A 26,432-nucleotide genomic window follows, 5' to 3' on the forward strand; every position below is an offset into this window, starting at 1 on the left:
GGGCGGGGAGCGTGTTCAGTCGTCCAGGTGGGCGACGGCGATCAGGTTGTGGAAGTGGGCGATGCCGTGCTCGCTCACGCCGCTGCGCTGCGAATCGACCATGATCCGCCCCTGGCCGCGGTAGCCGCGGGACTTCAGGCCCTTCTGCACGCTCTCGACCAGGCGCAGGTCCTCGGGACGGAACACCTCGCGGTACCAGTCGATCAGCTTGCGCTGCTCCTCGGTGAGGTCCTTGTTGAGGAAGTAGATGTCGTAGTGCTGCAGGGTGGTTTCGGCATCGACCGGGAACTCGTAGATCACGGTCATGAAGTTGGCCCCCGGCGGTACGTTGAACATGGTGCACGGCCAGGCCCAGAAGCCGGCGAAGGACGGGTCCTTGACCGTTTCATCGAACGTGAACGACTGCTCCGACGGTTTGGCCAGGCCGTACTGCAGGGTCCAGTTGCCGTGCAGGCTGTGGCTGTACTGGCCGACGTCCACCGAGTCGGAGAAGCCGGGGTGGGCCGGGGCGCAGTGGTAGCACTCGAGGTAGTTGTCGACGATCGACTTCCAGTTGGCCGGGGTGTCGCTGACGAAGCGCGCGGCCAGGTGCAGGTCGTCGATCACCGCGCAGGCTTCGCGCATGCGCTTTTGCATGCCGGGCAGCTGGTCTTCGACGGAACCGGCGTCGTTGTCCATGTTGATGAAGATGAAGCCGGCATACTCTTCGACGCGCAACTGCACCAGGGTGGAGTTGTCCTTGTCGAAGTTGGCCACGTTCTCGCAGTTGCGCGCGTGGGCCAGTTCGCCGTCGAGCTTGAAGGTCCAGGCGTGGTACGGGCAGGTGATGACGTTCTTGGCCTTGCCGCTGCCTTCGAGCAGTTGGTGGCCGCGGTGCGGGCAGACGTTGTAGAAGGCGCGCAGCACGTCGTCGCGGCCACGCACGACGATGATGCTTTCGCCGATCACCTGGCGGGTGATGTAGGCGTTCTTCTCGGCGACTTCGCAGCGGTGGCCGACGCAGATCCAGCTGCGGGCGAAGATCGCTTCCTTCTCGTGCTCGAAGACGGCGGCCTGGGTGTAGAACGTGGCCGGGAGGGTGAAGGCCACTTCGGGGTTGGCGCAGAAGTCGGCGGGCAGGCGTTTGAAATCGTTCATGGTTCTATCTCGGTTCTTATTGGTTAACGCGTATCTGTTGGTTAACAAGCTGGGCAAAAAAATTTGTCGCAGGTTTGGCAATGTGAGAGCGGGCTTACCCGCTCCCACGACAAATCCAGACTCAGTGCACTGCCGCCGCGCTGCGTGGTGCCTGCATGGGTGGCTCTTCTCCGGCCAGGCGGGTGGCCTCTTCCTCGATGCGGTACGCCGGCACCTGGCCGTAGTCGGCCGCCAGCCACTTGAAGAAGCCGTAGATCTTCACCAGCAGGATCACCATGAACGGGATCGCGGTAAGCACCACGGCGGTCTTCATGGTCGACAGCGAGGCCTTGGCGAACAGCATGGCCAGCGGCACCAGGGTCAGCACCACGCACCAGAACAGGCGCAGGGTCGGGCTCGGGTCCTCGCCCTCGCGCAGGTTGCGGGTGCTGGTGGCGGCCACGGCGTAGGCGGCGGCGTCCATGTGCGAGGCGCAGAACACCGCCATGATGAACAGGTACGCGGCGAGGAACAGCGTGCCCCACGGCAGGGCCAGCAAGAGGTCGGTCACCGCCGCTTCGCCACCGAGGGTGCCGAGCAGCTTGGGCACGTCGATCTGGCCGTTGATGAACTGGTGCATGCTGTAGCTTTCCAGCGCGCCGAAGAAGAACCAGCAGCCGAAGCTGCCGCCCAGCAGCAGGGCGAACACCACTTCCTTGATCAGCCGGCCGCGCGAGACGCGGGCGACGAACATGGCCACGCCCGGCGCGTAGGACACCCACCACAGCCAGTAGAACACCGTCCAGTTGCGGGTGAAGGCGCCGTCGCCGGCCGGGTCGGTGAACAGGCTCATCTGCACGTAGTGCTGCAGCATCAGGCCGATGGAGTTGGCGGTATTGTTCAGGGTGAACTGGGTCGGGCCGACCAGCAGGACGATGGCGGCGAACACCAGGGCGCCGATGCAGACCATCTTCGACAGGCGCTGCAGGCCGCCGTCGATGCCGATGTACGAGCTCAAGGAGAACAGCAGCGCCACCGCGCCGATCACCAGCAGTTGCACGGTGAAGGTGTTGGGGGTGCCGGCCAGGTCGGCAAGGCCACGGGTCAGGGTCGAGGCGGTGAGCGCCAGCGACACGGTCAGCGCGCCCATCATGGTCAGCAGGAAGATCAGGTCGACGGCGCGCCCGACAGGGCCGGTGGCCTTGAAGCCGGTGACCGCCTCGATGATCGAGGCCAGGTTCAGGCCACTCTTCTTGCGCACATGGAAGTGGTAGGCCATGGCCAGCGAGGCCAGGGCGTAGATCGACCAGGCGCTGATGCCCCAGTGGAAGAACGAGTAGCTGACGCTGTACTCCAGGGCCTTGGCCGACATCGGCGCGATGTTCAGGCCCGGGGTCTGGTAGTAGTAGGCCCACTCCATCACGCCCCAGTACAGGGTCGAGGAACCCATGCCGGCGCAGATGAACATGAACACCCAGGTGGTGGTGGAGTACTCCGGCTTGCCGGCGCCCAGGCGGATGTTGCCGTATTTGCTGAAGGCCAGGTACAGCACGGCCAGGGAACTGCCGAACACCAGGACCTGGACGCTGGTGCCAAAGGTGCGGGTGGCCACCTCGAACAGCTGGTTGGCCAGGCTTTCGGCCTGGGCGGGGAAGGCAGCAAGGCCGATCACGGTGAGCAGCACGGCCAACAGGCTCACGGCGATCAGGAACACATCGATCTTTTTGTTATTGGGGGACATCAATTGTCTCCTGGAGCATTTTTTTTGTAGTAGGCGTCAGGCGTTTGGGAAGTCCGTATCGAGGCTGGGTTTTCCTTTCCGTTAACTATTGGATAACAAGTATCTTTTGGTTTACAGATTCTGCATCGAATCGAAGTGGGTGGCAATAGGATCGTCGGACAATCCGGATGGTTGGCTGGCAAGCCCGCTCCCCCAGGCAGCACATCTTCCTGTGAGAGCGGGCTTGCAGCGCGATGACCTGTCGCCGACTCAGGCCCCGAGCAGCGCGGCGATGGCCTTGCCCACTTCCTGGGTCGAGCGGCTGCCGCCCATGTCGCGGGTGGTGTCGCCGTTGGCGATCACTGTCTCGATGGCCTTGAGAATGTCGTCGTGGGCCGCCTGGTAGCGCGCGTCGTTGTCGGCCTGGCCGAGGAACTCGAGCATCAGCGCGCCGGACCAGATCATGGCGATCGGGTTGGCGATGTTCTTGCCGTGGATGTCCGGCGCCGAACCGTGCACCGGCTCGAACAGCGACGGGAACGTGCGCTCGGGGTTGAGGTTGGCCGACGGCGCGATGCCGATGGTGCCGGCGCAGGCCGGGCCGAGGTCCGAAAGGATGTCGCCGAACAGGTTGGAGGCCACCACCACGTCGAAACGTTCCGGCTGCAGCACGAAACGGGCGCAGAGGATGTCGATGTGCTGCTTGTCCCAGCTGATCTCGGGGTAGTGGGCGGCCATGGCGGCGGTGCGCTCGTCCCAGTAGGGCATGCTCACGGCCATGCCGTTGGACTTGGTCGCCGAGGTGACGTGCTTGCGTTCGCGGGTCTGCGCCACGTCGAAGGCGTACTTGAGGATGCGGTCCACGCCACGGCGGGTGAACACCGACTCCTGCAGCACGAACTCGTTGTCGGTGCCTTCGAACATGCGCCCGCCCAGGGAGGAATATTCACCCTCGGTGTTCTCGCGGATCACCACGAAGTCGATGTCGCCGGGCTGCTTGTTCGCCAGCGGGCAGGGCACGCCGGGGAACAGGCGCACCGGGCGGATGTTCACGTACTGGTCGAAGTCGCGGCGGAACTTGAGCAAGGATCCCCACAGCGAGATATGGTCAGGGACTTTGTCCGGCCAGCCGACGGCGCCGAAGTACAGGGCGTCGAAGCCCTTGAGCTGGTCGAACCAGTCGTCTGGCATCATCTTGCCGTGGGCCAGGTAGTAGTCGCAGCTGGCCCATTCGAAGAACGCGAACTCAAGGTTCAGGCCGTGCTTGCGGGCGGCGGCCTCGACCACGCGCAGGCCTTCGGGGAGGACTTCGTTGCCGATGCCGTCACCGGGGATGGCGGCGATCTTGAAGGTCTTGGTCATGGGGCGCCTCTCGTGTTCAGGGAAGATGCGGCCATGCTATAAGGCTGTGCTTCGGAGATAATCCGGCAATCCATCAATTCTTGGTGCACGAATCGTGAATAATCTGCCGAACCTGGACGACCTCGACATCTTCCTGCAGGTGGCTCGCCGCGCCAGCTTCGCCGCGGTGGCCGACGAGCGTGGCATGTCGGCGGCGTTCGTCAGCAAGCGCATCCGCCTGCTGGAGGACAGCCTCGGCGTGCGCCTGCTGCACCGCACCACCCGGCGGGTGACGGTGAGCGAGGAGGGCGAGCGGGTGTATCAATGGGCGCAGCAGATCTTCGAGACCCTTCAGCGCATGGACGACGATCTCAACGCCGGCCAGCGCGAGCCGGTCGGTCAGTTGCGCATCGCCAGCAGCCTGGGCCTGGGGCGACGCTTCGTGGCGCCGGCGCTGTCGGAACTGGCGGCGCGCTACCCGCGCCTGGACATCCGTCTGGATGTGCACGACCGCCTGGTGGACCTGATCGCCGAAGGCGTCGACCTGGACATCCGCGTGGGCAACGTGATCGCCCCGCACCTGATCGCCAAGCCCCTGGCGCGTAATCGCCGGGTGCTCTGCGCGGCGCCTTCGTACCTGGCCGAGCATGGCGCGCCACGGGTGCTGGCGGACCTGGCCAGCCATGACTGCCTGGTGATCAAGGAGCGCGACCACCCGTTCGGGCTATGGCACCTGGAAGGGCCGCAGGGCGAGGAGAGCGTGCGGGTGACCGGCGCGTTGTCGAGCAACCATGGCGAGGTGGCGCACCAGTGGTGCCTGGATGGGCGCGGCATCCTGCTGCGCTCGTGGTGGGACGTGCACGACAGCATCGCCGAGGGTCGGCTGGTGCAGGTGCTGCCGGACTACCAGCAGGTGGCGGATATCTGGGCGGTGTACACCGCGCCGTTGGCCGGTTCAGCCAAGGTGCGGGTGGCGGTGGAGTTCTTCCGCCAATACTTCGTCGAGCGCTATCGCTTGCCGGATTGAGCCTTCGCGGCGCGATCGCGCCCCCCCCCGCGACAAGTTGTCTGCTTGACTTGCAGTGGCACTCTACGATCGTTAACTTGACTTCGTAGTCAGTTTTTGTGATCGTGCGCGCCCTCCCAGTTTTCAAGCACCAGAAAAAGCATGGGCAGCCCAAGAGCTACCCAGAGGATCAACCATGTCCAACCGTGATATTTCCCGGCGCTCGTTCCTGCAAGGTGGGCTGGTCGCCGGTGTCGGCGTGACCCTGGCGCCGCTCGGCAGCCAGGCCTTCGCCGCCCTGATGGAAAGCAAGGTCACCACTTCGCCGCAGAAGTGGATGAACCACGACGGCAAGGCGCGTTTTCGTAACGATGCGTTGTCCAAGGTCTGTGGCAACAAGGTGTTCGCCCGCGACATTCGCGCCAAGGACATGCCTGGCTGGCCGCAGCAGCAGGGCCACGCCATGCTGCTCAAGGCCACCAAGGCCGACCGCCTTTACGCAGGCTACGACCTGTCGCTGCTGGGCGCCGAGCTGCAACCGGACCGCATCGTCACCGCCGACGACCTGAAGAAGGACGGCATTGCCTGGCCCGAGGCCCATTCGCCAGATCCGCTGCTGCCGCCGGGCCAGGTACCAATGTTCATCGGCCACCCGGTGGCGATCCTGATCTGGAACGACTTCGAGCGTTTCCGCAAGGCCAAGCTCAAGCTGCAGTTCAACGACCAGGCGATCCGCTACGGCGCCCAGGCCCCGCTGTACCAGCGCGACCCCTACGGCAGCTTCCGTTTCGTGCGCGTGGGCGGCAAGACGCCGTTCGACGAGGACGAATACTCGAGCCTGAAGAACACCATGCTGTTCCCCACCATCCTGGCGCGCAAGCCGGTATGGACCGCCGAGCCCAAGCAGCACGGCAACCTCACCGAGCAGGGGATGTTCTACGCCCAGCGCATCGACGAGCAGCTCAAGCAGCCGCCGGAAGACTGGCTGCTGTTCGACGAGCGTTACAAGACTCCGTCGATCGAGCCCGCGGCCCTCGAGCCGGACAACGGCAACGGCTGGTTCGACCCGGCCACCGGCACCCTGCATTTCGTCGTGGCCACCCAGTGCCCGTTCGAAGTGGCGCAGGAATGCGTGCACATGATCAAGCCGTCGCGTTTCGGCCTGAAGCACCTGAACATGCACCCGGGCTACACCGTTGGCTACGGTTCCAAGGACAACAACATCTTCGTGTTCTACGCCGCCGTCGCCGCGCTGTACGGCGCGGGCGTGCCGATCCGCCTGGCCAACGACCGCTACGAGCAGTTCCAGAGCGGCATCAAGCGCCACCCGTTCGACATCCGCTATCAGCTGGCCGTCGACAAGAAGGACATGAGCTTCAAGATCTTCCGCGCCGACATGAGCGTCGACGGCGGCGGGCGCATCAACTACAGCCCGTCGGTGGCCGCCGTGGGCGCCACCGCGGCGCAGTCGATCTACTACATGCCGCAGAACGACCTGTCGGTGACCGCGTACCATTCCCGTGGTGTCGAGGCCGGCTCCATGCGCGGCTACGGCACCCTGCAGAGCATGGCTGCCACCGAGATGATGGTCGACGAGATCGCCGACCGCCTGGGTGTGGACGCCATCGAGCTGCGCCGCAAGAACGCGCTCAAGTCGGGCATGAAGAACACCCAGGGTGCGGTGCCTGCCGGTGCCCTGCGTCTGCACGAGATCCTCGACAAGGCCGCCGCGCACGACTGGTGGAAGAACCGCCAGGCGCGCAAGCAGGCCGAGGACGCCAAGGACCACGACAACTGGTATGGCGTGGGCTTTGCCATCACCCAGAAAGACTTCGGCACCGGCTCCGAGGCGCCGATGGCGGCGGTCGAGTTCAGCGCCGATGGCCGCATCAGCCTGCGCCATATCGGCACCGAGCTGGGCACTGGCATGTCCACCTCCCAGGCCCTGGTGGTCAGCGACTTCCTCGGCCGTGTCGCCGACGAGGTCATGACCGCCCAGACCGAATGGCCGGAGCTGGCGCTGACCACCAGCGGCAACCCCTACCTGATCAGCCAGGCCGAGCAGGACGCCGCACTGCGCAACCCGCGCTGGGTCGGCAAGCTGGCCTCGCCGTCGTCGGCGACCAACTCGGCGTTCTACTTCAGCCACGCCACCCGCGAAGCGGCCCGCGTGCTGTTCAACCACGGCCTGTGGCCGGCGGCAATGGCCCTGTGGAGCCAAGGCCCGTATGGCGGCCAGGCCAACCCGTTGGTTGTGCGCCGCGAGAACGCGGTGTGGGTCAACGGCGAGCTGACCGGTAATGGCCTGGCGCCGATCCCGTTCGCCACGCTGGCGAAGAAAGCCCACGAAATGGGCCTGGTCACCGGCGTCAGCGTGCACGGTTTCAACCGCTGGAGCTGGGCCGAGGCCGACTTCGTCATCGACGGCGTGCGCGAGCGCCTGCCGCTCGATGCCGTGGCGGTAAAGTACGGCGACGGCGCGGTGAACGCGAAGAAGGCGCAGATGAACAGCGCCGGCTTCCACCTGCTCGACCGGCAGAACGCCGAATACCCGGCCACCCAGCTGAACAACGCCATGGTCACCTACTACAGCCCGGTGGCGACCATCGTCGAGGTCAAGGTCAACAAGGGCAGCGGCGAGGTGACGGTGCTCAACCACCACAGCTGGGTCGAGTGCGGCCGGGTACTGGTGCCGGAGCTGGTCAAGGGCCAGCTCGAGGGTGGTATCGCCATGGGCATCGGCCATGCGCTGCTGGAGGAAATGCCGCTGTACGAGGGTGGCCCGGGCGAGGGCGACTGGAACTTCAACCGTTATCGCCTGCCGATGGCCAGGCATGTGGCGGTGTGGAAGCAGACCTCGGAGATCCTGCCGCCGTTGTCGCCGACCGACCCGTCCAAGGGCATCGCCGAAGTGGTGATGATCCCGGTGGTCGGCGCCATCGGCAATGCCGTGGCCCATGCCATCGGCAAGCGCGTGCGCGACCTGCCCATCACCCCCGCCCGAGTCAAGGAGGCCCTCAATGGCTGACCGCAAGCTGCAACTGACCCTCAACGGTCAACCTGTCGTCACCGAAGTGGTCCCCGATGACCTGGCGATGATCGACTACCTGCACGAATACCAGAACCTTACGGGCTCGCGTCTGGGCTGTGGCCAGGGTATCTGCCATGCCTGCGTGGTAATCGTCGACAACCCCGACGGCACCAGCGAAGAGGTGCGCACCTGCATCACCGGCGCGCATTACTTCGAGGGCAAGAAAGTCCGCACCATCGAGGGCCACGCCAAGCTCGACGAAGCCGGCAATCCGGGCGAGTTGAACCCGATCCAGCAGAAGTTCGTCGATCGCTTCGCCTTCCAATGCAGTTACTGCGCGCCGGGGTTTGTCAACGCCGCCACGGTGCTGGTGGAAAAAGCCCAGCGCAAGCCGCTGAAGCAGAGTGAGCTGGAGGGTGCCATCGAGGCCAGCCTCGGCCACCATGTGTGCCGCTGCACCGGCTACGTGCGCTACTACGAGGCAACCCGCGAAGTGCTGGGCGACCTCGGCCTGGTCAAGGAGGGCTGAGCATGACGCGCATTCTGAGCAGCCTGGCGCTGGCCATCGGCGCACTGGTCGCCTGCAACGCCCAGGCGGCGGGCGAGGCCTTGATCAAGCGTGGCGAATACCTGGCCCGCGCCGCCGACTGCATGGCCTGCCACACTGCCGAAGGCGGCGCGCCCTATGCTGGCGGCCTGCCGATCCATTCGCCGTTCGGCACCATCTACGGCACCAACATCACCCCGGACAAGCAGTACGGTATCGGCAACTACAGCAGCGACGAGTTCTTCGCCGCCCTCACCGAGGGCAAGCGCAAGGACGGCGCCAACCTGTACCCGGCCATGCCGTACACCTCGTACCACCTGGTCAAACGGGAGGATTCCGACGCGATTCATGCCTACCTGATGAGCGTGGCGCCGATCAACCGTCCGGCCCCGCAAACCAGCCTGAGCTTCCCGTTCAACGTGCGCACCGGCCTGGTCGGCTGGAACCTGTTGTACGGCAAGAGCGTGCAGCTGGAGGAGGGCAAGGGCAACAGCGAGGCGTGGAAACGCGGCCAGTACATGGTCGAGGTGCTCGGCCACTGCGGCGAGTGCCACACCCCGCGCAACCCGATTGGCGCGCTGCAGCAGGACAAGCGCCTGACCGGCGGCCTGCTGTTGGGCTATCTGGCGCCTAGCCTGCTGGCCCAGGACCTGGCCGACCGTGGCTGGAACCATGCGGATCTGGCGACCTTCCTCAAGCACGGTGTCAGCGCTCAGGGCAGCATGTTCAACGAGATGTACCCGGTGGTGCACCACAGCACCCAGCATCTGCAGGACAGCGACCTGTCGGCCATGGCCACCTACCTGCTCGGTGACCAGCCGCCGGCGGCCAAGGTGGTGCAGACAGTCGCCCACGAGACCATGGGCGAGAGCGCCAAGCGTGGCCGTCAGCAGTACCTCAACGTCTGCGCCGGCTGCCATGGTGTCGAGGGCGAGGGCAAGCCGCACATCGCCGTGGCCATGCGCGGCAACACCGTGCTGCGCCAGGCCGACTCGCGCAATCTGGTCAAGGCCATCGTCGATGGCATCCGCGAGCAGCAGTTCACCGGTTTCGAGCGCATGCAGCCGATGCCGGGCTTCGCCGACAAGCTCGACGACGGGCAACTGACCGACATGGTCAACTACCTGCGCGAAGCCTGGGGCGGCCTGCCGGGCGACCTGACCACCCAGCAGCTGGCCCAGCTGAAGGCGGACTGACCCGTGCAGCATCTCGACCTGCAGGTGGTGCGCCAGGCGGCGCAGTGGTCGCGTGACGGCTTGCGCGTGTGGCTGTGCACGGTGCTCTGCACCTATGGCTCGGCGCCTCGCGCGCCGGGCTCGCTGCTGGCGGTCAACGACCAGGGGCACTGGGTCGGCTCGCTGTCCGGCGGTTGCGTCGAGGAGGACTTCCTCGAACGCGTCGCCGCTGGCGAGTTCGCCGCGGCCGTCACCATGGTGCGCTATGGCGACGGCAGCGACACTCGCGGCAACATCCGCCTGCCCTGCGGTGGCATCCTCGATGTGCTGGTGGAGAACCTGCCGGGCGACTGCGCGACCCAGGCGCACCTGGGCGAGCTGGAGGCGGCCTTGCTGGGCCGCCGCCGGCTTGTGCGCGAGGTCGACCTGCGTACGGGTGAACGCCAGGTGCAGGACGACCACAGCCAGGGGCCACGGGTGGAGCAGGGCGGCGCATGCGTGCGCCTGCGCGTCGGCGCCGCCCAACGGCTGTTGCTGGCCGGCTACTCCAGTGTCGCGCATTTCTGCGCCGAGTTCGGCAAGGGCCTGGGTTTCGAGGTGGTGCTGTGCGACCCTCGCGACGAGGTGATGGACAACGTGGTGCTCGACGGGATAGAAATCCGTCGGGAACTGCCCTCGCTGTTCATCGCCAACGGTGGCTGCCACCGCGACACGGCGGTGGTGGCGCTCACCCACGACCCGAAGATCGACGACCTGGCCATGCTCGAAGCGGTACACACCGAAGCGTTCTACATTGGCGTGATGGGCTCGCGGGCCACCTCGCAAAAGCGCCGTGAACGTCTGCGCCGTATCGGCGGGCTCGGCGATGCCGAGATGGCGCGCATCCATGCCCCCATCGGTCTCAACCTGGGCAGCAAGACGCCGGCGGAGATCGCCCTGGCGGTGCTCGCCGATATCTTGCGCACCCGTAGCGGCATCGCCCGCGAGGCCTTGTGAGCATCGTCGCGCTGGTGTTGGCGGCCGGCCAGGGGTCGCGTTTCGGCGCGGACAAGCGCCGGGCCGTGCTGGGTGATGGTCGTAGTCTTTTGCAGCACAGTGTCGAGCACGCCCTGGAGGCGTTCGACGACGTGCGCGTGGTGCTGCGCGCTGGCGAGCGGGGCGAGGACCTGGGGTTGCTGGCGGACTGCCGGATCATCCATAGCCTCGATGCCGGGCTGGGCATGGGCCATAGCCTGGCGGCGGGCGCCGCCTCGCTGGATGACAGCGAGGCACAGGCGGTCGCCATCCTGTTGGGGGACATGCCATGGATCCTGACCGCGACCTTACGGCGGTTGGTCGAAACCGCTGGCCCTGCGGTCATCGTGGTGCCGCGTCATCAGGGGCAGAATGGGCATCCGGTGCTGTTCGGGCGCAACTACTGGCCTGAACTCGCACTGATGACCGGTGATGAGGGCGCGCGTTCGGTGCTGCAACGGCATCGGCAACAGTTGCGGTTGGTCGAGGTAGACGACGCAGGGGTATTGCGCGACGTCGATACGCCCGCCGCGCTCGGCTAGACTGCCCGGAGTTCATTCGCAGCCTTTTCGCGACACAAGGCCGTTCCAGGGACCGCGCGGTCTGATGTACCGATGCCACAGGCAGCTGTTGAGGGAAAACCCTCATTGCCGCTGATCCGGTGGCCTCCTAGCATGGATCCGGTCAACCCCCAGGCACAGGAGCACAATCATGACCAACAGCAGCGACGACAAACGCCCGACCCCCGATCCGGCCGAGGACAACGCCTTTTTCCCCTCGCCGTATTCCCTCAGCCAGTTCACCTCGCCCAAGTCCGACCTCAGCGGCGCCGACTACCCCGACGCCTACAAGGGCGGACGCTGGAAAATCCTCTTGATCGGTGCCGACGAGCGCTACCTGCTCACCGACAACGGCACGCTGTTCTCCACCGGCAACCATCCCGTGGAAACCCTGCTACCCATGTATCACTTGGACAAGGCCGGCTTCGCCTTCGATGTCGCGACCTTGTCGGGCAACCCGGTCAAGTTCGAATACTGGGCCATGCCTCGCGAGGACCAGCAGGTGCTCGGCCTGTTCGAGCGCTACAAGCCCGCCTTCAAGCAGCCGCGCAAGCTCGCCGAGGTAATCGACAGTGCCCTGGGTGACGACTCGGACTACATCGGGGTGTTCATTCCCGGCGGTCACGGCGCGTTGATCGGCCTGCCGGAAAGCGAAGAAGTCGCCCAAGTGCTGAAATGGGCGGCGGACCACGACAAGTTCGTCATCACCCTGTGCCACGGTCCGGCGGCGCTGCTGGCCGGCGGCAAACTGTTCGATGGCTACAAGATCTGCGCCTTCCCCGATGAGCTGGACGCCAAGACTCCGGACATCGGCTACATGCCCGGCCACCTGACCTGGAAGTTCGGCGAGCGCCTGCAGGCCCAGGGCGTCGAGATCGTCAACGACGGCATCTCCGGCGCCGTCCACCAGGACCGCCGACTGCTCACCGGCGACAGCCCGCTGGCCGGCAACGCCTTGGGCAAGCTGGCTGCCGCGGCCTTGCTCAAGGCGACCAACGGCGGGTGAACGGCATGCCGTTCGACGAGGTGGTACAGGCGGTCCGGCAGATCGAGCAGGCCACCACCCTGGCGACGATCCAGACGGCCGTGCGCACGTTCGCCCGGCCGCTGGGCTATGACCGCTTCGTGCTGTTCAGCGCCAGCGCTGCGCGGGACGAGGTGGTCGAGCGCATCCACTGGGTGGAAGGGGACTGGTTCGGCGACGGCCAGGTGGTCGATGCCCGGACCTACGTGCGCCATTGTCCGGTGACCCGCCATCTGCTGGCAGCCCGTGAAGCGTTCTTCTGGAGCAAGCAGCCTGGCGACGAAGGTGAACGCTATCGGGTGGTTCGGTTGCCCGGCGGGCCGGGCATCCATGGCCTGCAGGTGCCGGTGTTCGGCCCGGCAGGCCTGGAGGGCGCGATGAGCCTGGGCGGTGTGCGCATCGACGCTTCGGCGCCGGCGCGCCTGGCCCTGACCCTGCTGGCCAACGCGGCGTTCCTAGGCGCCCGGCGGCTACTGGAGGCACCGCCCGGCGAGGGTCAGCTGTCGGCGCGTGAGCGCCAGGTGCTGGCCTGGACCGCCGCCGGGCAACGCCAGGCCGATATCGCCGCCACCCTGGGCCTGTCGGTGCGCACCGTGGAAAACCACCTGCGCGCCGCTCGCCGGCGCCTGGGGGTGAGCACCACCGCCCAGGCGATCAGGATCGCCCTGGGCAGCGGCGCGCTCGACTGACTCAGCCGTTGTGCGCAACCTGCAACACCACCTTGCCGATATGCCGGCCAGACTCCATCAGGGCATGGGCCTGGCTGGCCGCTGCCAGCGGGAAGGTCGCGTGGATCAGCGGCTTGACCGCGCCGCTGCGCACATGGGGCCAGGCCTTGGCCTGCAGATCCTCGAGGATCGCCGCCTTGTCGTCGGCGCTGCGTGCACGCAACGTCGAGCCGATATGGGTCAGGCGCTTGGTCAGCAGGGGGAACAGGTCGACCTCGGTGGCCGGGCCCTTGACCACGCCGATCTGCACGATGCGCCCATCCATGGCCGCGGCCTTGAAATTGCGGGCCACATAGTCGCCGGCGATGATGTCGACGATCACGTCGACGCCCTTGCCGTCGGTGTGCAGCATGACCTGTTCGACAAAATCCTCGCGGGTGTAGTCGATGGCCACGTCGGCGCCCAGCTCGAGGCTGGCGGCCTGTTGCCCTGCGCCGTTGACCGTGGTGAAGATCTTCGCCGCGCCCAGGGCGCGGGCCAACTGTGTGGCGGTGGTGCCGATGCCGGACGCGCCGCCGTGGATCAGCACGCTTTCACCGGCTTTGAAGCCGCCGCGCTGGAACAGGTTGACCCAGACGGTCATGAAGGTTTCCGGCAAGGCCGCGCCCTCGACCATCGACAGGTTGTCCGGCAGGTGCGCGGTGGTGCGCTCGTCGGCCACGGCGTACTCGGCATAGCCGCCGCCCTGGACCAGGGCGATCACCGCGTCGCCCACGGCAAAATGGCAGACCTGTTCGCCGAGGGCCACGACCCTGCCGGCGATCTCCAGCCCCGGAATGTCCGGCGCGCCGGCGGGCGGATCGTAAAGACCCTTGCGCTGCAGCAGGTCGGGGCCGTTGACGCCGGCGGCATGGACCTGGATCAGCACCTCGCGGGGGCCTGGTCGAGGCGTGGCGTGGGTGGCGGCCTGGAGGACCTCGGGGCCTCCAGGCCGGGTGATGTCGATGGCGGTCATGTGAGTGGGGATGTGACGCATGAAGACCTCTGTCATTCTGAGGAAAGGCCGCTTTGGCCCGGTGCGTAACAGGGTATGAAACCCGCGTCGTGCGGTCGCGCGGCGATTTTGCGACGCACCTTTGCAGATTTTCTTCAGGCGCCGCGATGCCTGCGGGCCGACAAGTAATGGAGTGAGCCAATGAACTGGGATGACGCCCGCATGCTGCTGGCCTTGAGCCGCGAACTGACCCTGCGCCGCGCCGCCCGGGTACTGCGCGTCGACCAGGCCACCGTGGGTCGGCGGGTGGCGGCGCTGGAGGCGGACCTTGGCGCGACCCTGTTCCTGCGCACCCCCGCCGGCTACCAGCTCACCGCCACCGGCGAAGTGGCCGTGGAAATGGCGCAGAAGATGGAGCAGGCCGCCCTGGAACTGGCCCGCCGCACCCGGGGCAGCGACAACGAACAGGCCGGCGAGGTGCGCATTGCCACCACCGACTCCCTGGCCCTGGAATTCGTCATCCCGGCATTGCGCCGCTTGCACGAGGAACACCCCGAGGTGCGCATCGTGCTCAGTGGCAGCTCGGAGATCGTCAACCTGTCGCAACGCGAAACCGATATCGCCATCCGCAACCAGCGCCCGGACAACCCCGACCTGGTGCTGCGCAAGCTGGCCAGCTGGCAGATGGGCCTGTTCGCCTCGGCGGACTACCTGGCGCGTCGCGGCGTGCCGCAGGAGGGCAGTTTCGCCGGCCACGACCTGGTGGTGTACGAGCCGTACTGGCGTGACCGCGGCGCACCGACCCTGGTGGACGTGCCCATGGGCGAGGGCCGGGTGGTGATGGCGGCCAATGCCAGCATGATGCTGCGCCGGGGCATCGCCGAGGGCTTGGGCCTGGGCGAGATTCCCGTGGCGCTCGGGCAGCGTGACGGCCTGCGACGGGTCTGGCCGCAGCGTACGCGCAGCCAGCCTTACGAGGTGTGGATGGTCACTCACCAGGACCTGCGCCACACGGCCAGGGTGAGGGCGGTGATCGATCACCTGGTGCGGGCGTTTGCCCCACCTCAGTAACAATCGGTTACAGTCGCTGTGAGCGACCACACGCCCCTGTAGGCGCGGACTCATCGGCGATGCGCCGCCCGGTGGCGCCTTTTCCTGATCCTGGCACTCTAAAAACGACCTGCGAAGAACAACATGAAATCAGTGCGCACCGTCCTCTCGGAAAACTTCTTCCGCCGTTTCAGGACCACCTTCGCCCCGCACCTGGAAGCCCTCGGCATCGACCTGCCGCTGCTGGAACGCGCCGATATCGAAATCCCTGGCGACCAGTATGTCGCCCTGTGGGAAGCGGCCGGCACCTGCAATCCGGCCGTCGGCCTGACCCTGGGCAGCCAGACCGAGGCCGACGATATCGGTGCCCTGGGCCACGCCTTGCATTGCGCGCCCAGCGTGGAAAAGGCGCTGATGACCCTGCACACCTATATCGTGGTGTTCGCCCAGGAGTCGTCCATCGACTACAGCTGCGAGGGCCGCCAGCTGCGCATCACCTACCAGGTCACCGACAGCACCGTGGTCAACCGCCGCCAGGACGCCGAGTTCGCCATCGCCACGATCCTGCGCCAGTTGCAACTGATCACCGCCAGCCCGGTACGGCCGCTGCGGGTGGACTTCGAGCACTCGCGCCCGGCGGACGTGTCGATGCACAAGCAGTTGTTCATGTGCCCGTTGTTCTTCAGCCAGCCGACCAACCGCATCACGCTGCCCGCCGAGGTCCTGCAACTGCCGGTGGCGCGAGGCAATGAGCGCCTGTTCATGGCCCTGGAGCCGTACCTGCAGCAGGCGCGTGAGCAGCGCAGCATCAGCGACGAATTGCTGCCCCAGGTCACCCGTATGATCGCGCTGGGCATGGCCAGTGGCGTGCCATCACTGGATGAGGTCAGCGAGTGCATGGGGCTGAGCCGGCGTACCCTGCAACGTCGGCTCAAGGACCAGGGCATCGAGTTCTCTGTGCTGGTGGAGGAGGTGCGCCGTGACCTGGCGCTGGGCTACCTGAATCATTCCGACTATTCGATGACGCAGATTTCTCTGCTGCTCGGCTATGCCGAATCCGGCTCTTTCACCCGGGCGTTCCGGCGCTGGACCGGGCAATCGCCGCAGCAGTTCCGCCAGGCCGGGCGCGGGCCTGGCACGGGGTGCTGAAAATCTGGCGTCCGTGGTCAATCACGTTGCCGCGCCACCCGATAGGCTCGGAGGGACCGCATGTCTGTGTGCGAAACCCGAGAGTCCAGCATGAACGACAACAACAACGACGCTGTGCATGAACATCGCTCCTTCTGGCAACACGACTACGGCGCCTACGCGCCCAATACGCGCCTGACCGAAGACCTCAAGGTCGATGTGGCGGTGATTGGTGGAGGTTTTACCGGGCTCAACACTGCCTGGCAGTTCAAGCGCGACAACCCCGGTGCCCGGGTGGTGGTGCTGGAGGCGGCCTTGATCGGCTTCGGCGCCAGCGGGCGCAATGCCGGTTTCAGCACCAAGCTGTTCGGGCTGGAGCCGGAACTGGTGGTGCTGCGCTGGGGACGGCAGAAGATGATCGACGCCCACCACTACCTCGAAAAGGCCGTGGCCTATACCCGTGAGGTGATCGACAGCCACGGCATCGATTCTGATTACCGCCATGCCGGGCTGGTGCGGGTCAGCTATTCGCCGCAGCAGGTAGCGCGCCTGGGCAAGACCCTGGAGCTGTACGACTCGCTGGGACTGGCGGCGGACATGCGCTGGCAGGACAGCGACGCGCTGCGTCAGCAGTACGCTTCGCCTCGGTTGTTGGGCGGCATTCGCGAAGCCGAGACCGGCTACCTCGACCCTTGCAAGCACGTGCGCGGGCTCAAGGGCCTGGCAGCTTGCGCAGGGGTGCGCATCCATGAGGCGACACCGGTGCTCGATATCGACAACCGCGGCGTCGGTATCGTGTTACGCACGCCCGTGGCCAAGGTGACCGCCGACAAGCTGGTGATCGCCACCAATGCCTACTCACGGCAGGTACCCGGTTCTCGTGTGCTGGAGCGCCGCCAGTTCCCGCTGTGGACTTACCAGGTGGTCACCGAGCCGTTGGGCGACGCGCTATGGCAGCGTCTGGGCTGGCAGGGCAGGGAGGCCTTCGGCGACAACCGGCAGATGCTGCACTATTTTCGCCCGACCGCGGACGGGCGCATCGTCATGGGCGGTGGTGATGTGCGGGCCTACACCGGCAGCGCCATGCACGAACAGCCCTCGCCGGCCACCTGGGCCCATTGCGAGACACACCTCAAGTGGATCTACCCGCAGTTACGCGACGTACGCATCGCCTATCGCTGGGGCGGGCCGGTGTCGGTCAACGCCGACATGGTCCCTGAGATCAGCTTTGTCGGCGATGAACGCATGATTTATGCCGGGGGGTGCTTCGGCCACGGCGTGGCGCTGAGCCACCTGAACGGGCGCACCATCGCCGACCTGCTGCAGGGGCGACGCAGCGAGCTGAGCGACTTCTGGATCGTCAACCGAAAGGCCATCCCGATGCCGGGCAACACCCTGTCGTGCTGGGCCGGGCGCACGGCGCGCCAGGCGCTGCGAGCCTGGGACTGGTGGGAGGAGCGCGGGCTCAAGGCCTGACACGCAGAGGGTGCTTGCCTGCTGGCACCGGATGACAAACACCCTGGCGCATGCGGCCAAGCCGCTGGCCACCGCCATTGAATACTGTCTGTCACGCAGAGCCGGAAACGCATGTTGGGCCGTCTTTTGGCGGCCCCTTTTTCCGCGCCCTTGCCCGTTACGAACTGCCTTTCGATAACCACAACAATCCCGCAAGGAAAAGTTCATGAAACCACGCCCCCTGTCCCTGTTGGGCGGCGCGCTGTTGGCGCTGCTCGGAACCACCACTTCGCTCACGGCCCTTGCCGACCTTACCCCTACGGGGGCCGAAAGGGCCGGCAATGCCGATGGCAGCATTCCCGCATGGACCGGCGGCCTGACCGAGGCGCCGGCCGGCTGGTCGCCGGGCCATGGCGACCCCTATGCCGGCGACAAGCGCCTGTACTCGATCGATGCCAGCAATGTGGCCCAGTACCAGGGGCAGTTGCCGGAAGGCCAGGTGGCGTTGATCAAGGCCTACCCGGGCTATCGCCTGGACGTGTACCCCACCCATCGCAGCTGCGCCATCCCCGCCGAGGTGGCCAAGCGTACCCAGGACTTTGCCGGCCAAGCCCGCATCGGCGCTGATGGCTGGCGCCTGGAGCAGGCCGCCGGGGCCGCGGTGCCGTTCCCGCAACCGAAAAGCGGCATCGAGGTGCTGTGGAACTACAAGCTGCGCTACATGGCCAAGGGCCGCAAAGCGCAGATCTCGTTCCTGCGCCGCGAGGCGGCCGGCGGGCTCACCGAGGTGCGGCAGTGGGCCAGCGAGTACTACCCCTACAACGACCCGGCGGTCAAAACGCCCGAGGACACCGGCGATATCGAAGCCAAGCTGCTCTACGACATCCAGTCGCCGTCCTCGCGCGCCGGCGAGATGTACCTGGTGCACGCGCGCCTGGACCAGCCGCAGAACGCCTGGATCTACTTCCCCGGGCAACGCCGCGTGCGCCAGGCGCCGACCTTCGCCTACGACAATCCGATCGCCGGCTCCGACAACCTGTACTTCGTCGACCAGATCAACATGTTCACCGGCGCCCTGGACCGCTACGACTTCAAGCTGCTGGGCAAGCGCGAAGTGGTGGTGCCGTACAACTCCTACCGTCTGGTGGACAAGGCCAATACCTACGACAAGCTGATCGGCGAGCAGTACCTGGACCGTGACGCGCAGCGCTACGAAAAGCATCGGGTGTGGGTGGTGGAGGCCACGGTCAAGGCCGACAAGCGCCATTCGTTCGCCAAGCGCGTGTTCTATTTCGACGAGGACAGCTGGAGCCTGCTGCACGTGGACATGTACGACGCCAGGGGCAACCTGTGGCGGGTGCAGGAGGGCAGCCTGTGGGCCGCCCCCGAGATCCAGGCCTGCACCAGCTTCGAGTACGTCAGCTACGACCTGATCGCCCGGCGTTATATCGCCGACGGCTTCACCCAGCAGGGCGCGGCCCTGGACCTCACCGCCGGCCTGCAGGGCCGGGTCAGTGACAAGTTGTTCAACGCGGGCGAACTGCGCCGTCGCGGCGAGCGCTGAGCCTCGGGAGACCACAGCATGAACAGACTCCCTTCGCGGGCATGGGCGAAGGCCGCACCGTGCCCGGCGCTGGCCCTGGCTGCCCTCGGGCTGCTCGGCGCGCAACCTTGCCAGGCCGTGACATTCGGTAGCGAGCACGGGATCTCGGGCAGCGTCGACTCGACCCTGTCCTACGGTTTCGCCAGCCGCCTGCAATCGCCCGACTGCCATTTGCTGGGCAATGACAATGGCGGTTGCAACACCGCCACCCATAACGAGCTGGGCCGTTATTACAACCTGGAGCGCGGCAATGGCTACGCCAACGCCGACATCAACTACAGCAACGCCGACGACGGCAACCTCAACTACCACAAACACGACGTGTTCTCCCAGGTGCTCAAGGGTACCCATGAACTGAGCCTGCGTTTCGGCGAGGGCTGGAGTGCCCTGGGGCGGGTGGCCTGGGCGCGGGACTTCAAAATGGACGACACCCGTCGCACCGACCTGGAGGGGCCGGCCAGGCGCGACGCGACCCAGCGCTTCGACCTGCTCGACCTGTGGCTGGCGAAAAGCTTCGACCTCGGCGATATGCCGGCCAAGGTCAAGGTCGGCAACCAGGTGATCAGCTGGGGCGCGGAGCTGTTCGTCAGCGGCGGCATCAACCAGATCAACGCCCTGAGCCTGCCCAAGTACCACACCCCGGGCACGCAGTTGAAGGAAGTGTTCATCCCCGCGCCGATGGCCTCGTTCAGCCTGGGACTGACTGACGCCCTGAACCTGGAGGGCTACTACCAGTTCAAGTGGAACGGCTATGACGTCGACCCGGTGGGCACCTATTTCTCCAGCGCCGACATCGCGGGCGAAGGGCGTCGGGCGATCTACTACCCGACGGGTTTCGTCGAAGGCCTGCAACCCGGCACCTGCGCCGGAAGCCCGACCGGCCGCTGCGGCGACCCGCTGACCAGCGGCCTGAGCCACGAGCAACTGGTGGCCAGCGGCCTGGCAGTACCCTATGGCGGCGAACGCAAGCCCGGTAACGGCGGCCAGTACGGCTTGGCCCTGCGCTGGATGGCGGAGTCGATCAACACCGAGTTCGGCCTGTTCTACCAGCGCTACCACGACAAACTGCCGTTCATCGGCTACACGGCGCGCAGCAACCCGGACGCCTTGGTGGTAGACGATTACTTCATCAACTACGGCGAGGACAAGGACCTGTTCGGCGTGTCGATGAGCACCCTGGTGGGGCCGGTGGCCGTGGCCGGCGAGCTGTCGTTCCGGCCCCACGACAGTGTGGCGATCGACCCGACGGTAGCCTTCGGGCAGGGCCTGACCGGCAGCTACAATCGCTACAGCGTGTTCGACACCGGGGTGAGCAAGGGCTTCGTCGAGCAACGCAAGTGGCAGGCTGACGTCAACGCCACCTATACCTTCTCGGGCAACGACCCGCTGGGCTTCATCCCCAACGCCCTGGGCGCCTCGGACGGCTTCCTGCTGGCGGAGGTGGCGGTCACCCGCTATCCGGGGTTGGACACCTCGGGCCGGGTGCCTTACGTGCTTCCCGACTATTCGCTGCCGGACCGTACCTCGTGGGGCTACGTCACCGAGTTCGGGCTCAACTACCCGAACCTGTTCGGCAGCGGCGTCACCGTCACCCCGCAACTGGACTTCAGCCATGACGTCAAGGGCACCACGCCCAACGCCATGCCCTTCGTCGAGGGGCGCAGGTCGCTGACCGCCTCCTTGCTGTTCAACCACCGCGACCGCTGGAAAGGCGGCCTGCAGTGGGTGCGCTACTGGGGCGGGGGCGACAACAACCTGATGGCCGACCGCGACTTCGTCAGCGGCAACATCTCCTACTCCTTCTGATCCGGCCGCCACGCGCTTGCGAGCGCGTGGTGGGGAGGCTATTCATGCTGGCTAATCTGGTCTCGGCGCTCGAGCGCCTGGTCTTTCGCCACCGCCTGGCGACCCTCGGCCTGCTGGCCGTGGTCACCCTGGTGATGGGCCTGTTTGCCGCGCGTCTGGAGATGACGGCGGGCTTCGACAAACAGCTGCCGCAGCAGCACCCCTATATCAAGACGTTCAACCAGTACCGCGACGTGCTGTTCGGCGCCAACCGCGTCATCGTGGTGCTGCGGGCGCGCCATGGCGATATCTGGAACACGGCGGCGCTGACACGCTTGCACGACCTGACCCAGACGCTGTTCTTCCTGCCGGGCATCGACCGGCGCAGCGTCACTTCGCTGTGGACGCCGAACACCCGCGCGGTGCAGATCACCGAGGAGGGCATGAAGGCCGAGGACGTGGTCGGCGGTGATGTCACCGTCGGCAACCTCGATGCCCGGGCCATTGCCGCCATTCGTGAGCGCACCCTGGCCGGCGGCTTCGTCGGCACCCTGGTGGCCAATGACCAGCGTGGGGCCATGGTGGTGGCGGAGCTGGCCGACCCGGACCCGGTGACGGGCAAACGTCTCGATTACCTGGCCTTCAGTCGTCAGTTGGAGGAGCAGGTACGGGCGCGATACGCCGACGCCGACTTCGACGTGCAGATCATCGGCTTCGCCAAGCAGATGGGTGATATCGGCGCCGGCGCCCGCAGCGTGGTCGAGTTCTTCGCCCTGGCTTTTGTGCTCACGGCATTGGCGGTCTACTGGTACATCCGCTCCTGGCGCCTGACGGCGCTGGCGCTGGTGTGTTCGCTGGTGTCGGTGGTGTGGCAGTTCGGCACCCTGACGCTGTTGGGCTTCGGCCTCGATCCGCTGGCGATCCTGGTGCCGTTCCTGGTGTTTGCCATCGGCGTGTCCCACGGCGTACAGCAGGTCAATTTCATCGCCAAGGAGGTCTGTGCCGGTGCCGATGGCATGATCGCCGCCAGGCGCAGTTTCGTCGGCCTGATGATTCCCGGCACCCTGGCCCTGATCACCGCCTTCGTCGGCTTTGCGACGTTGGTGCTGGTGCCGATCCCGATGATTCGCGAACTGGCCATTACCGCGTCGGTAGGGGTGGCCTACAAGATCGTCACCAACCTGGTGATGCTGCCGGTACTGGCCAGCTACTGCCGTTTCGACGGACGCTACGTGGCCAAGGTCGAGCGCCTGCGTGCGCGCCGCGAAGGATTGATGACCGGCCTTGGGCGCATCGCCGAGCCGCGGAACGCGCTGCGGGTGACCATGCTGGGCGTTGGCCTGATGGCACTGGCGGTGTGGCAGAGCCAGGGCCGGCACATTGGCCATGTGCTGCCGGGGGCGCCCGAACTGCACGCCGACTCGCGCTACAACCAGGATGTGGAGCAGGTGGTCAGCCATTTCGCCCTGGGCCTGGACCTGTTCACCGTGGCCGTGCAGACCCCGGCGGGCGGTTGCTACCGGCATGACGTGATGGCCTATGTCGACCGCCTGACCTGGTATCTGGGCACCTTGCCCGGCGTGCTGTCGGCGCAGGCGCTGCCGGCCATGGCCAAGCTGGCGGCCTCGGGGGTCAACGAAGGCAACCCGAAATGGGCGGCACTGCCGGTCGACGAGCTGTCTCTGGGCGAAACCGTGCGCCAGGTGCCCGAAGCGCTGCGCCTGTTCGATGCCGACTGCACCGTGCTGCCGGTCAACCTGTACCTGGCCGACCACAAGGCCAGCACCCTCAAGCAGATAACCGCGGCCGTCGAGCAGTACCGCGAGCGCCATGTGCTGCCTGGGGTGAGCGTGCGCCTGGCCAGCGGCAACGCCGGGGTGCAGGCCGCCACCAACGCGGTGGTGGAGGGCTCGGAGCTGCCGATGATGCTCTACGTGTACCTGACCATCGTGCTGCTGGTGGGGCTGGTGTACCGCGACTGGCGGGCGATGCTCGCCTGCTGCCTGCCGCTGACCCTGGCGACCTTCCTCGGCTACTGGTTCATGAAGGCCCTCGACATCGGCCTGACCGTGGCCACCTTGCCGGTGATGGTGCTGGCCGTGGGCGTCGGGGTGGATTACGCCTTCTACATCTACAACCGCCTGCAACTGCACCTGGCAGCAGGAAGCGACATCGTCGCCGCCTTCCAGCAGGCCTTGCGCGAAGTGGGCGTGGCCACGGTGTTCACCGCGCTGACGCTGTCGGTGGGGGTGGCCACCTGGTCGTTCTCGGCGTTGAAATTCCAGGCCGACATGGGTCTGCTGCTGACCTTCATGTTCATGGCCAACATGCTCATGGCGGTGACCTTGCTGCCGGCGCTGGCCGTGGTCCTGGAAAGACTGGTTCCGCGACGGGGGCCGGTCCGCGCGCCCCTGATCGCCCATTGAGAAGGGCTGAAGGATGAGGACTGTTCAGGTGTTGCCCTGGCTGCTGGGGTTGATATGGGCAGGGCAGGTCGCTGCGGCGCCGGCCATTGCCCTGAGCGATGTACGCCACGCGCCCCTGGTGGCGGTGGCGCGGGCCGGGGAAGGGCTGGTCGCGGTGGGCGACCACGGCGTGGTGGCGTTGTCCGCCGATGGCCAGCAATGGCGCCAGGCGCGCAGCGTGCCGGTGGATGGTTTGCTGACCGCCGTGAGCTTCGTCGATGAGCGACAAGGCTGGGCGGTGGGGCATGGTGGGGTGCTGCTGCACAGCCTCGACGGCGGTCAGCACTGGACCCTGCAACAGCGCCTGGAGGGCAAACCCGTGCTGCTGTCGGTGCTGTTCACCGACGCCCACCACGGCATGCTTGTCGGTGCCTACGGCTATGCGGCGCGCACGGTCGATGGCGGCGTCAGCTGGCTGCCGATACAAATCGGCGAGGAGGGCGACGACTTCCACCTCAATCAGGTGTTCCAGGCCGCTGACGGCAGTCTGTTTATCGTCGGCGAGGCCGGCCACGGCTACCGCTCCTCTGACCAGGGCGCGTCCTGGCAGGCGCTGGACACCGGTGTCAGTGGCTCGTTGTGGACCGGCACCGGCCTGCGCGATGGTCGCGTGCTGCTGGCGGGGATGAGCGGGCGGGTGCTGCTGGGGGACAGCCAGGGGCGCCACTGGCGCCTGCTCGACAGTGGCAGCCGCGAGGCGATCAGCGCCGTGACGCAACTGGATGACGGGCGGGTGGCGCTGGTGGGTAATTCGGGCCTGGTGGCGATCTCCGACTCGCAGGTGGCGCATTTTACCAGCGCACAACGTGAAGACCGCTCGAACCTGGCCGCCCTGGCTGCGCAATCCGGTCACCTGCTGTTGTTCGGCGCCACTGGCGTGATCGATGGCGTGGCACCGGATGCCAAGGCAGCTGTCACCGCGCGCCAAGCCTCTGAAAATGCCCCTCGATAGACTCAAGCCCAGGCCAATCGCCTGTTGCGGAGCCCCTATGTTCAAGCGTTCCTTGCGTCATCTGCTGTGTGGTCTGTCGTTGTTCGCCGGCACCGCCTCGGCACTGGCCGAATTCGTGCCGGAGCAGGCCCGTGTCGAAGTGCTGGGCGATCATCGCGAGCAGCACTGGTTCTGGATCTGGGGCAGCAATGCGCCCAACATGGTCGATGGCCGCGCCTACCTGTTCGACGACCAGGGCCGCAACCTCGGCCAGCTGAGCACCGGCATCTGGTCCAACGGCCTGCAGCTGGCGCACAGCCGCGACGAGCTGTATGCCACCGAGATCTACTTCAGCCGTGGCGTGCGCGGCCAGCGCAGCGATGTGGTCACGGTGTACGACGCCAGGACCCTCAGCCCCAAGCGTGAGATCGCGATCCCGGCCAAGCGCATGACCGCGCTGATCTCCACGGGCCTCAGCGTGCTTTCCGATGACGAGCGCTTCCTGCTGGTGCTCAATTTCACCCCGGCGCAGTCGATCTCGGTGGTCGATCTGGAAAACAGCCGCTTCGTCACCGAGGTGCCGATCCCCGGCTGCGCCTCTATCTACCCGGCCGGCCCTCGCGATTTCTACGCCATCTGCGGCAATGGCGGGTTCTTCCACCTGCGCTTGGATGATCAGGGGCAGGTGGCGCTGCAAGAGCGCACCGCGCCAGCGTTCGATCCATTGCAGGACCTGCTGCTGACCACGGGCGTGCGCGATGGCGGCACGTGGTACTTCGTCTCCCAGCACAACCGCGCCTATGCCCTGGACATGAGCGCCGAGGGTGTGCGCCCGCGCAAGCAGTGGTCGTTGCTCAGTGACCAGGAGCGCGCCGATGGCTGGGGCATTGCCGGCAACCATGGTGTGGCCTTGCATCGGCAGAGCGGGCGGCTGTTCGTATTGATGCACAAGGACAAACCGGAGAACTACCAGAAGCCCGGCACCGAGGTGTGGGTGTTCGATGTGGCCACGCAGCAGCGTGTGGCGCGTCTGTCGCTCAAGGAGCAGAGCACCGCCATCGGCGTCAGCCAGGGCGCGCAACCACGGCTGTACAGCCTGGACTGGGTGGTGCCGATGCCGAGCCTGTTCACCCTGTGGGTCTACCTGACAGAAGGCGAGGCCGGACTGACCCCGTTGCTGCGTCAGGGTGTGAACCTGTACGACGCTGACAGCGGCGAGCACCTGCGCAGTGTCGGTGACATCCCCCTGGGTTTCCTCAATGTGGTGATGCCATGGTGAGCGTCGAACTGCTGCATGACCCCTTGGTGCATGTCGCCAGCGTCGGCGGGCTGGCCCTGCTGCTCGGCGCCGCTGCGCTGCACAAGCTGCACGATCCCCGGGCGTTTGCCGAGGTGCTGCAACGCTATGCGCGCGTATTGGGCCGCTGGTGCGCGGCGCCGGTGTGGGCGCACCTGTTGCCGGTGCTGGACGTGTTGGCCGCCGCCGGCTTGTTGCTGAGCCTGTGGTGGCCGTTGGCGACGCTGCCCGCCGTGGTGATGCTGGTGCTGTATGCCGGCGTGCTGGCGGCGGCCGTGGGAGAGGGTGCATCCCTCGAAGACTGCGGCTGCCACTTCGGCGGCCGTCGCCAGCCGCCGTCCCAGGCGTTGGTCTGGCGCAACCTGCTGCTGGCACTGGTCGCCGGCAACCTCTTGGTACCGATGAACGAACGCGCGCTGAGCTGGCTCGACGGCTGCACCCTGGTGTTCGCCTTCGTCTGTGTCGCCGCCCTGTATCTGCTGGCCAACCAGCTGATCTCCAACCGTGCACTTGCGAGGTAAC

The 26,432-nt window shown here is 66.3% G+C and carries 21 protein-coding genes; 17 read left to right on the forward strand and 4 right to left on the reverse strand.

The features are described 5' to 3' along the window. Window positions 1-15 precede the first annotated feature (15 nt). The 3 genes from AC25MA_RS06175 to AC25MA_RS06185 all read right to left on the reverse strand — a co-directional run bounded on the left by AC25MA_RS06175 (window position 16) and on the right by AC25MA_RS06185 (window position 4,198). A complete protein-coding gene (locus AC25MA_RS06175; RefSeq protein ID WP_463402022.1) occupies window positions 16-1,137 on the reverse strand; it encodes an aromatic ring-hydroxylating oxygenase subunit alpha in 1,122 nt (373 codons plus the stop codon). 121 nt (window positions 1,138-1,258) lie between these two features. Next, window positions 1,259-2,857 carry a BCCT family transporter gene (locus AC25MA_RS06180; protein ID WP_028689261.1) on the reverse strand — a complete coding sequence of 533 codons (1,599 nt, stop codon included), beginning with the start codon at window positions 2,855-2,857 and terminating at the stop codon, window positions 1,259-1,261. 249 nt (window positions 2,858-3,106) lie between these two features. Continuing rightward, the gene (locus tag AC25MA_RS06185; protein ID WP_062364469.1) at window positions 3,107-4,198 is read right to left on the reverse strand and encodes a tartrate dehydrogenase; all 1,092 of its coding nucleotides are present in this window, start codon (window positions 4,196-4,198) and stop codon (window positions 3,107-3,109) included. A 94-nt stretch (window positions 4,199-4,292) separates the two neighbouring features. Between AC25MA_RS06185 and AC25MA_RS06190 the strand changes: the two genes are divergently transcribed. From AC25MA_RS06190 to AC25MA_RS06225, 8 genes are all read left to right on the forward strand, one after another. Continuing rightward, complete coding sequence (locus tag AC25MA_RS06190) at window positions 4,293-5,204, forward strand: LysR substrate-binding domain-containing protein (RefSeq protein WP_486971880.1); 912 nt, start codon at window positions 4,293-4,295, stop codon at window positions 5,202-5,204. A gap of 175 nt (window positions 5,205-5,379) precedes the next feature. Beyond that, complete coding sequence (locus tag AC25MA_RS06195) at window positions 5,380-8,211, forward strand: xanthine dehydrogenase family protein molybdopterin-binding subunit (protein ID WP_028689264.1); 2,832 nt, start codon at window positions 5,380-5,382, stop codon at window positions 8,209-8,211. Beyond that, window positions 8,204-8,743 carry a (2Fe-2S)-binding protein gene (locus tag AC25MA_RS06200; RefSeq protein WP_028689265.1) on the forward strand — a complete coding sequence of 180 codons (540 nt, stop codon included), beginning with the start codon at window positions 8,204-8,206 and terminating at the stop codon, window positions 8,741-8,743. The genes AC25MA_RS06195 and AC25MA_RS06200 overlap by 8 nt, the downstream gene beginning before the upstream one ends. Before the next feature lie 2 nt (window positions 8,744-8,745). After that, on the forward strand, window positions 8,746-9,957 hold the full coding sequence (locus tag AC25MA_RS06205) for a c-type cytochrome (protein WP_486971881.1): 1,212 nt from the start codon (window positions 8,746-8,748) through the stop codon (window positions 9,955-9,957). A gap of 3 nt (window positions 9,958-9,960) precedes the next feature. Further along, window positions 9,961-10,932 carry an XdhC family protein gene (locus tag AC25MA_RS06210; protein WP_028689267.1) on the forward strand — a complete coding sequence of 324 codons (972 nt, stop codon included), beginning with the start codon at window positions 9,961-9,963 and terminating at the stop codon, window positions 10,930-10,932. Next, window positions 10,929-11,492, forward strand: a complete 564-nt coding sequence (locus tag AC25MA_RS06215; protein ID WP_197866310.1) for a nucleotidyltransferase family protein — start codon at window positions 10,929-10,931, stop codon at window positions 11,490-11,492. The genes AC25MA_RS06210 and AC25MA_RS06215 overlap by 4 nt, the downstream gene beginning before the upstream one ends. A gap of 169 nt (window positions 11,493-11,661) precedes the next feature. Further along, window positions 11,662-12,516 (forward strand): glyoxalase III HchA, encoded by an 855-nt coding sequence (gene hchA / locus AC25MA_RS06220; protein WP_028689269.1) that lies wholly within the window; start codon window positions 11,662-11,664, stop codon window positions 12,514-12,516. Window positions 12,517-12,521: 5 nt separating this feature from the next. Then, window positions 12,522-13,223: a PA1136 family autoinducer-binding transcriptional regulator gene (locus AC25MA_RS06225; protein ID WP_051555633.1), complete on the forward strand. Its 702-nt coding sequence runs from the start codon at window positions 12,522-12,524 to the stop codon at window positions 13,221-13,223. A 1-nt stretch (window position 13,224) separates the two neighbouring features. Here the strand turns inward: AC25MA_RS06225 and AC25MA_RS06230 are convergent, their stop codons facing one another. Next, complete coding sequence (locus AC25MA_RS06230; protein ID WP_486970840.1) at window positions 13,225-14,217, reverse strand: NAD(P)H-quinone oxidoreductase; 993 nt, start codon at window positions 14,215-14,217, stop codon at window positions 13,225-13,227. A gap of 180 nt (window positions 14,218-14,397) precedes the next feature. Between AC25MA_RS06230 and AC25MA_RS06235 the strand changes: the two genes are divergently transcribed. The 9 genes from AC25MA_RS06235 to AC25MA_RS06275 all read left to right on the forward strand — a co-directional run bounded on the left by AC25MA_RS06235 (window position 14,398) and on the right by AC25MA_RS06275 (window position 26,431). Beyond that, the gene (locus tag AC25MA_RS06235; protein WP_062364453.1) at window positions 14,398-15,267 is read left to right on the forward strand and encodes a LysR family transcriptional regulator; all 870 of its coding nucleotides are present in this window, start codon (window positions 14,398-14,400) and stop codon (window positions 15,265-15,267) included. A gap of 123 nt (window positions 15,268-15,390) precedes the next feature. After that, entirely contained in the window at window positions 15,391-16,395 is a 1,005-nt protein-coding gene (gene qhpR, locus AC25MA_RS06240) for an AraC-like transcriptional regulator QhpR (protein WP_028689273.1), read from the forward strand. A 90-nt stretch (window positions 16,396-16,485) separates the two neighbouring features. After that, the gene (locus AC25MA_RS06245) at window positions 16,486-17,850 is read left to right on the forward strand and encodes an NAD(P)/FAD-dependent oxidoreductase (RefSeq protein WP_230962654.1); all 1,365 of its coding nucleotides are present in this window, start codon (window positions 16,486-16,488) and stop codon (window positions 17,848-17,850) included. 205 nt (window positions 17,851-18,055) lie between these two features. Next, entirely contained in the window at window positions 18,056-19,393 is a 1,338-nt protein-coding gene (locus AC25MA_RS06250) for a DUF1329 domain-containing protein (RefSeq protein WP_028689275.1), read from the forward strand. 18 nt (window positions 19,394-19,411) lie between these two features. Further along, window positions 19,412-21,238, forward strand: a complete 1,827-nt coding sequence (locus tag AC25MA_RS06255; protein ID WP_028689276.1) for a DUF1302 domain-containing protein — start codon at window positions 19,412-19,414, stop codon at window positions 21,236-21,238. A gap of 44 nt (window positions 21,239-21,282) precedes the next feature. Next, window positions 21,283-23,643: an efflux RND transporter permease subunit gene (locus AC25MA_RS06260; RefSeq protein WP_486971882.1), complete on the forward strand. Its 2,361-nt coding sequence runs from the start codon at window positions 21,283-21,285 to the stop codon at window positions 23,641-23,643. Window positions 23,644-23,671: 28 nt separating this feature from the next. Then, complete coding sequence (locus AC25MA_RS06265; protein WP_260269923.1) at window positions 23,672-24,634, forward strand: WD40/YVTN/BNR-like repeat-containing protein; 963 nt, start codon at window positions 23,672-23,674, stop codon at window positions 24,632-24,634. A 37-nt stretch (window positions 24,635-24,671) separates the two neighbouring features. Then, the gene (locus AC25MA_RS06270) at window positions 24,672-25,892 is read left to right on the forward strand and encodes an amine dehydrogenase large subunit (protein ID WP_189660255.1); all 1,221 of its coding nucleotides are present in this window, start codon (window positions 24,672-24,674) and stop codon (window positions 25,890-25,892) included. Continuing rightward, the gene (locus AC25MA_RS06275) at window positions 25,886-26,431 is read left to right on the forward strand and encodes a MauE/DoxX family redox-associated membrane protein (protein ID WP_486971883.1); all 546 of its coding nucleotides are present in this window, start codon (window positions 25,886-25,888) and stop codon (window positions 26,429-26,431) included. Before AC25MA_RS06270 ends, AC25MA_RS06275 begins: the two co-directional genes overlap by 7 nt. Window position 26,432: the final 1 nt, after the last annotated feature.

The organism is Pseudomonas sp. P65(2024), from assembly GCF_057480955.1.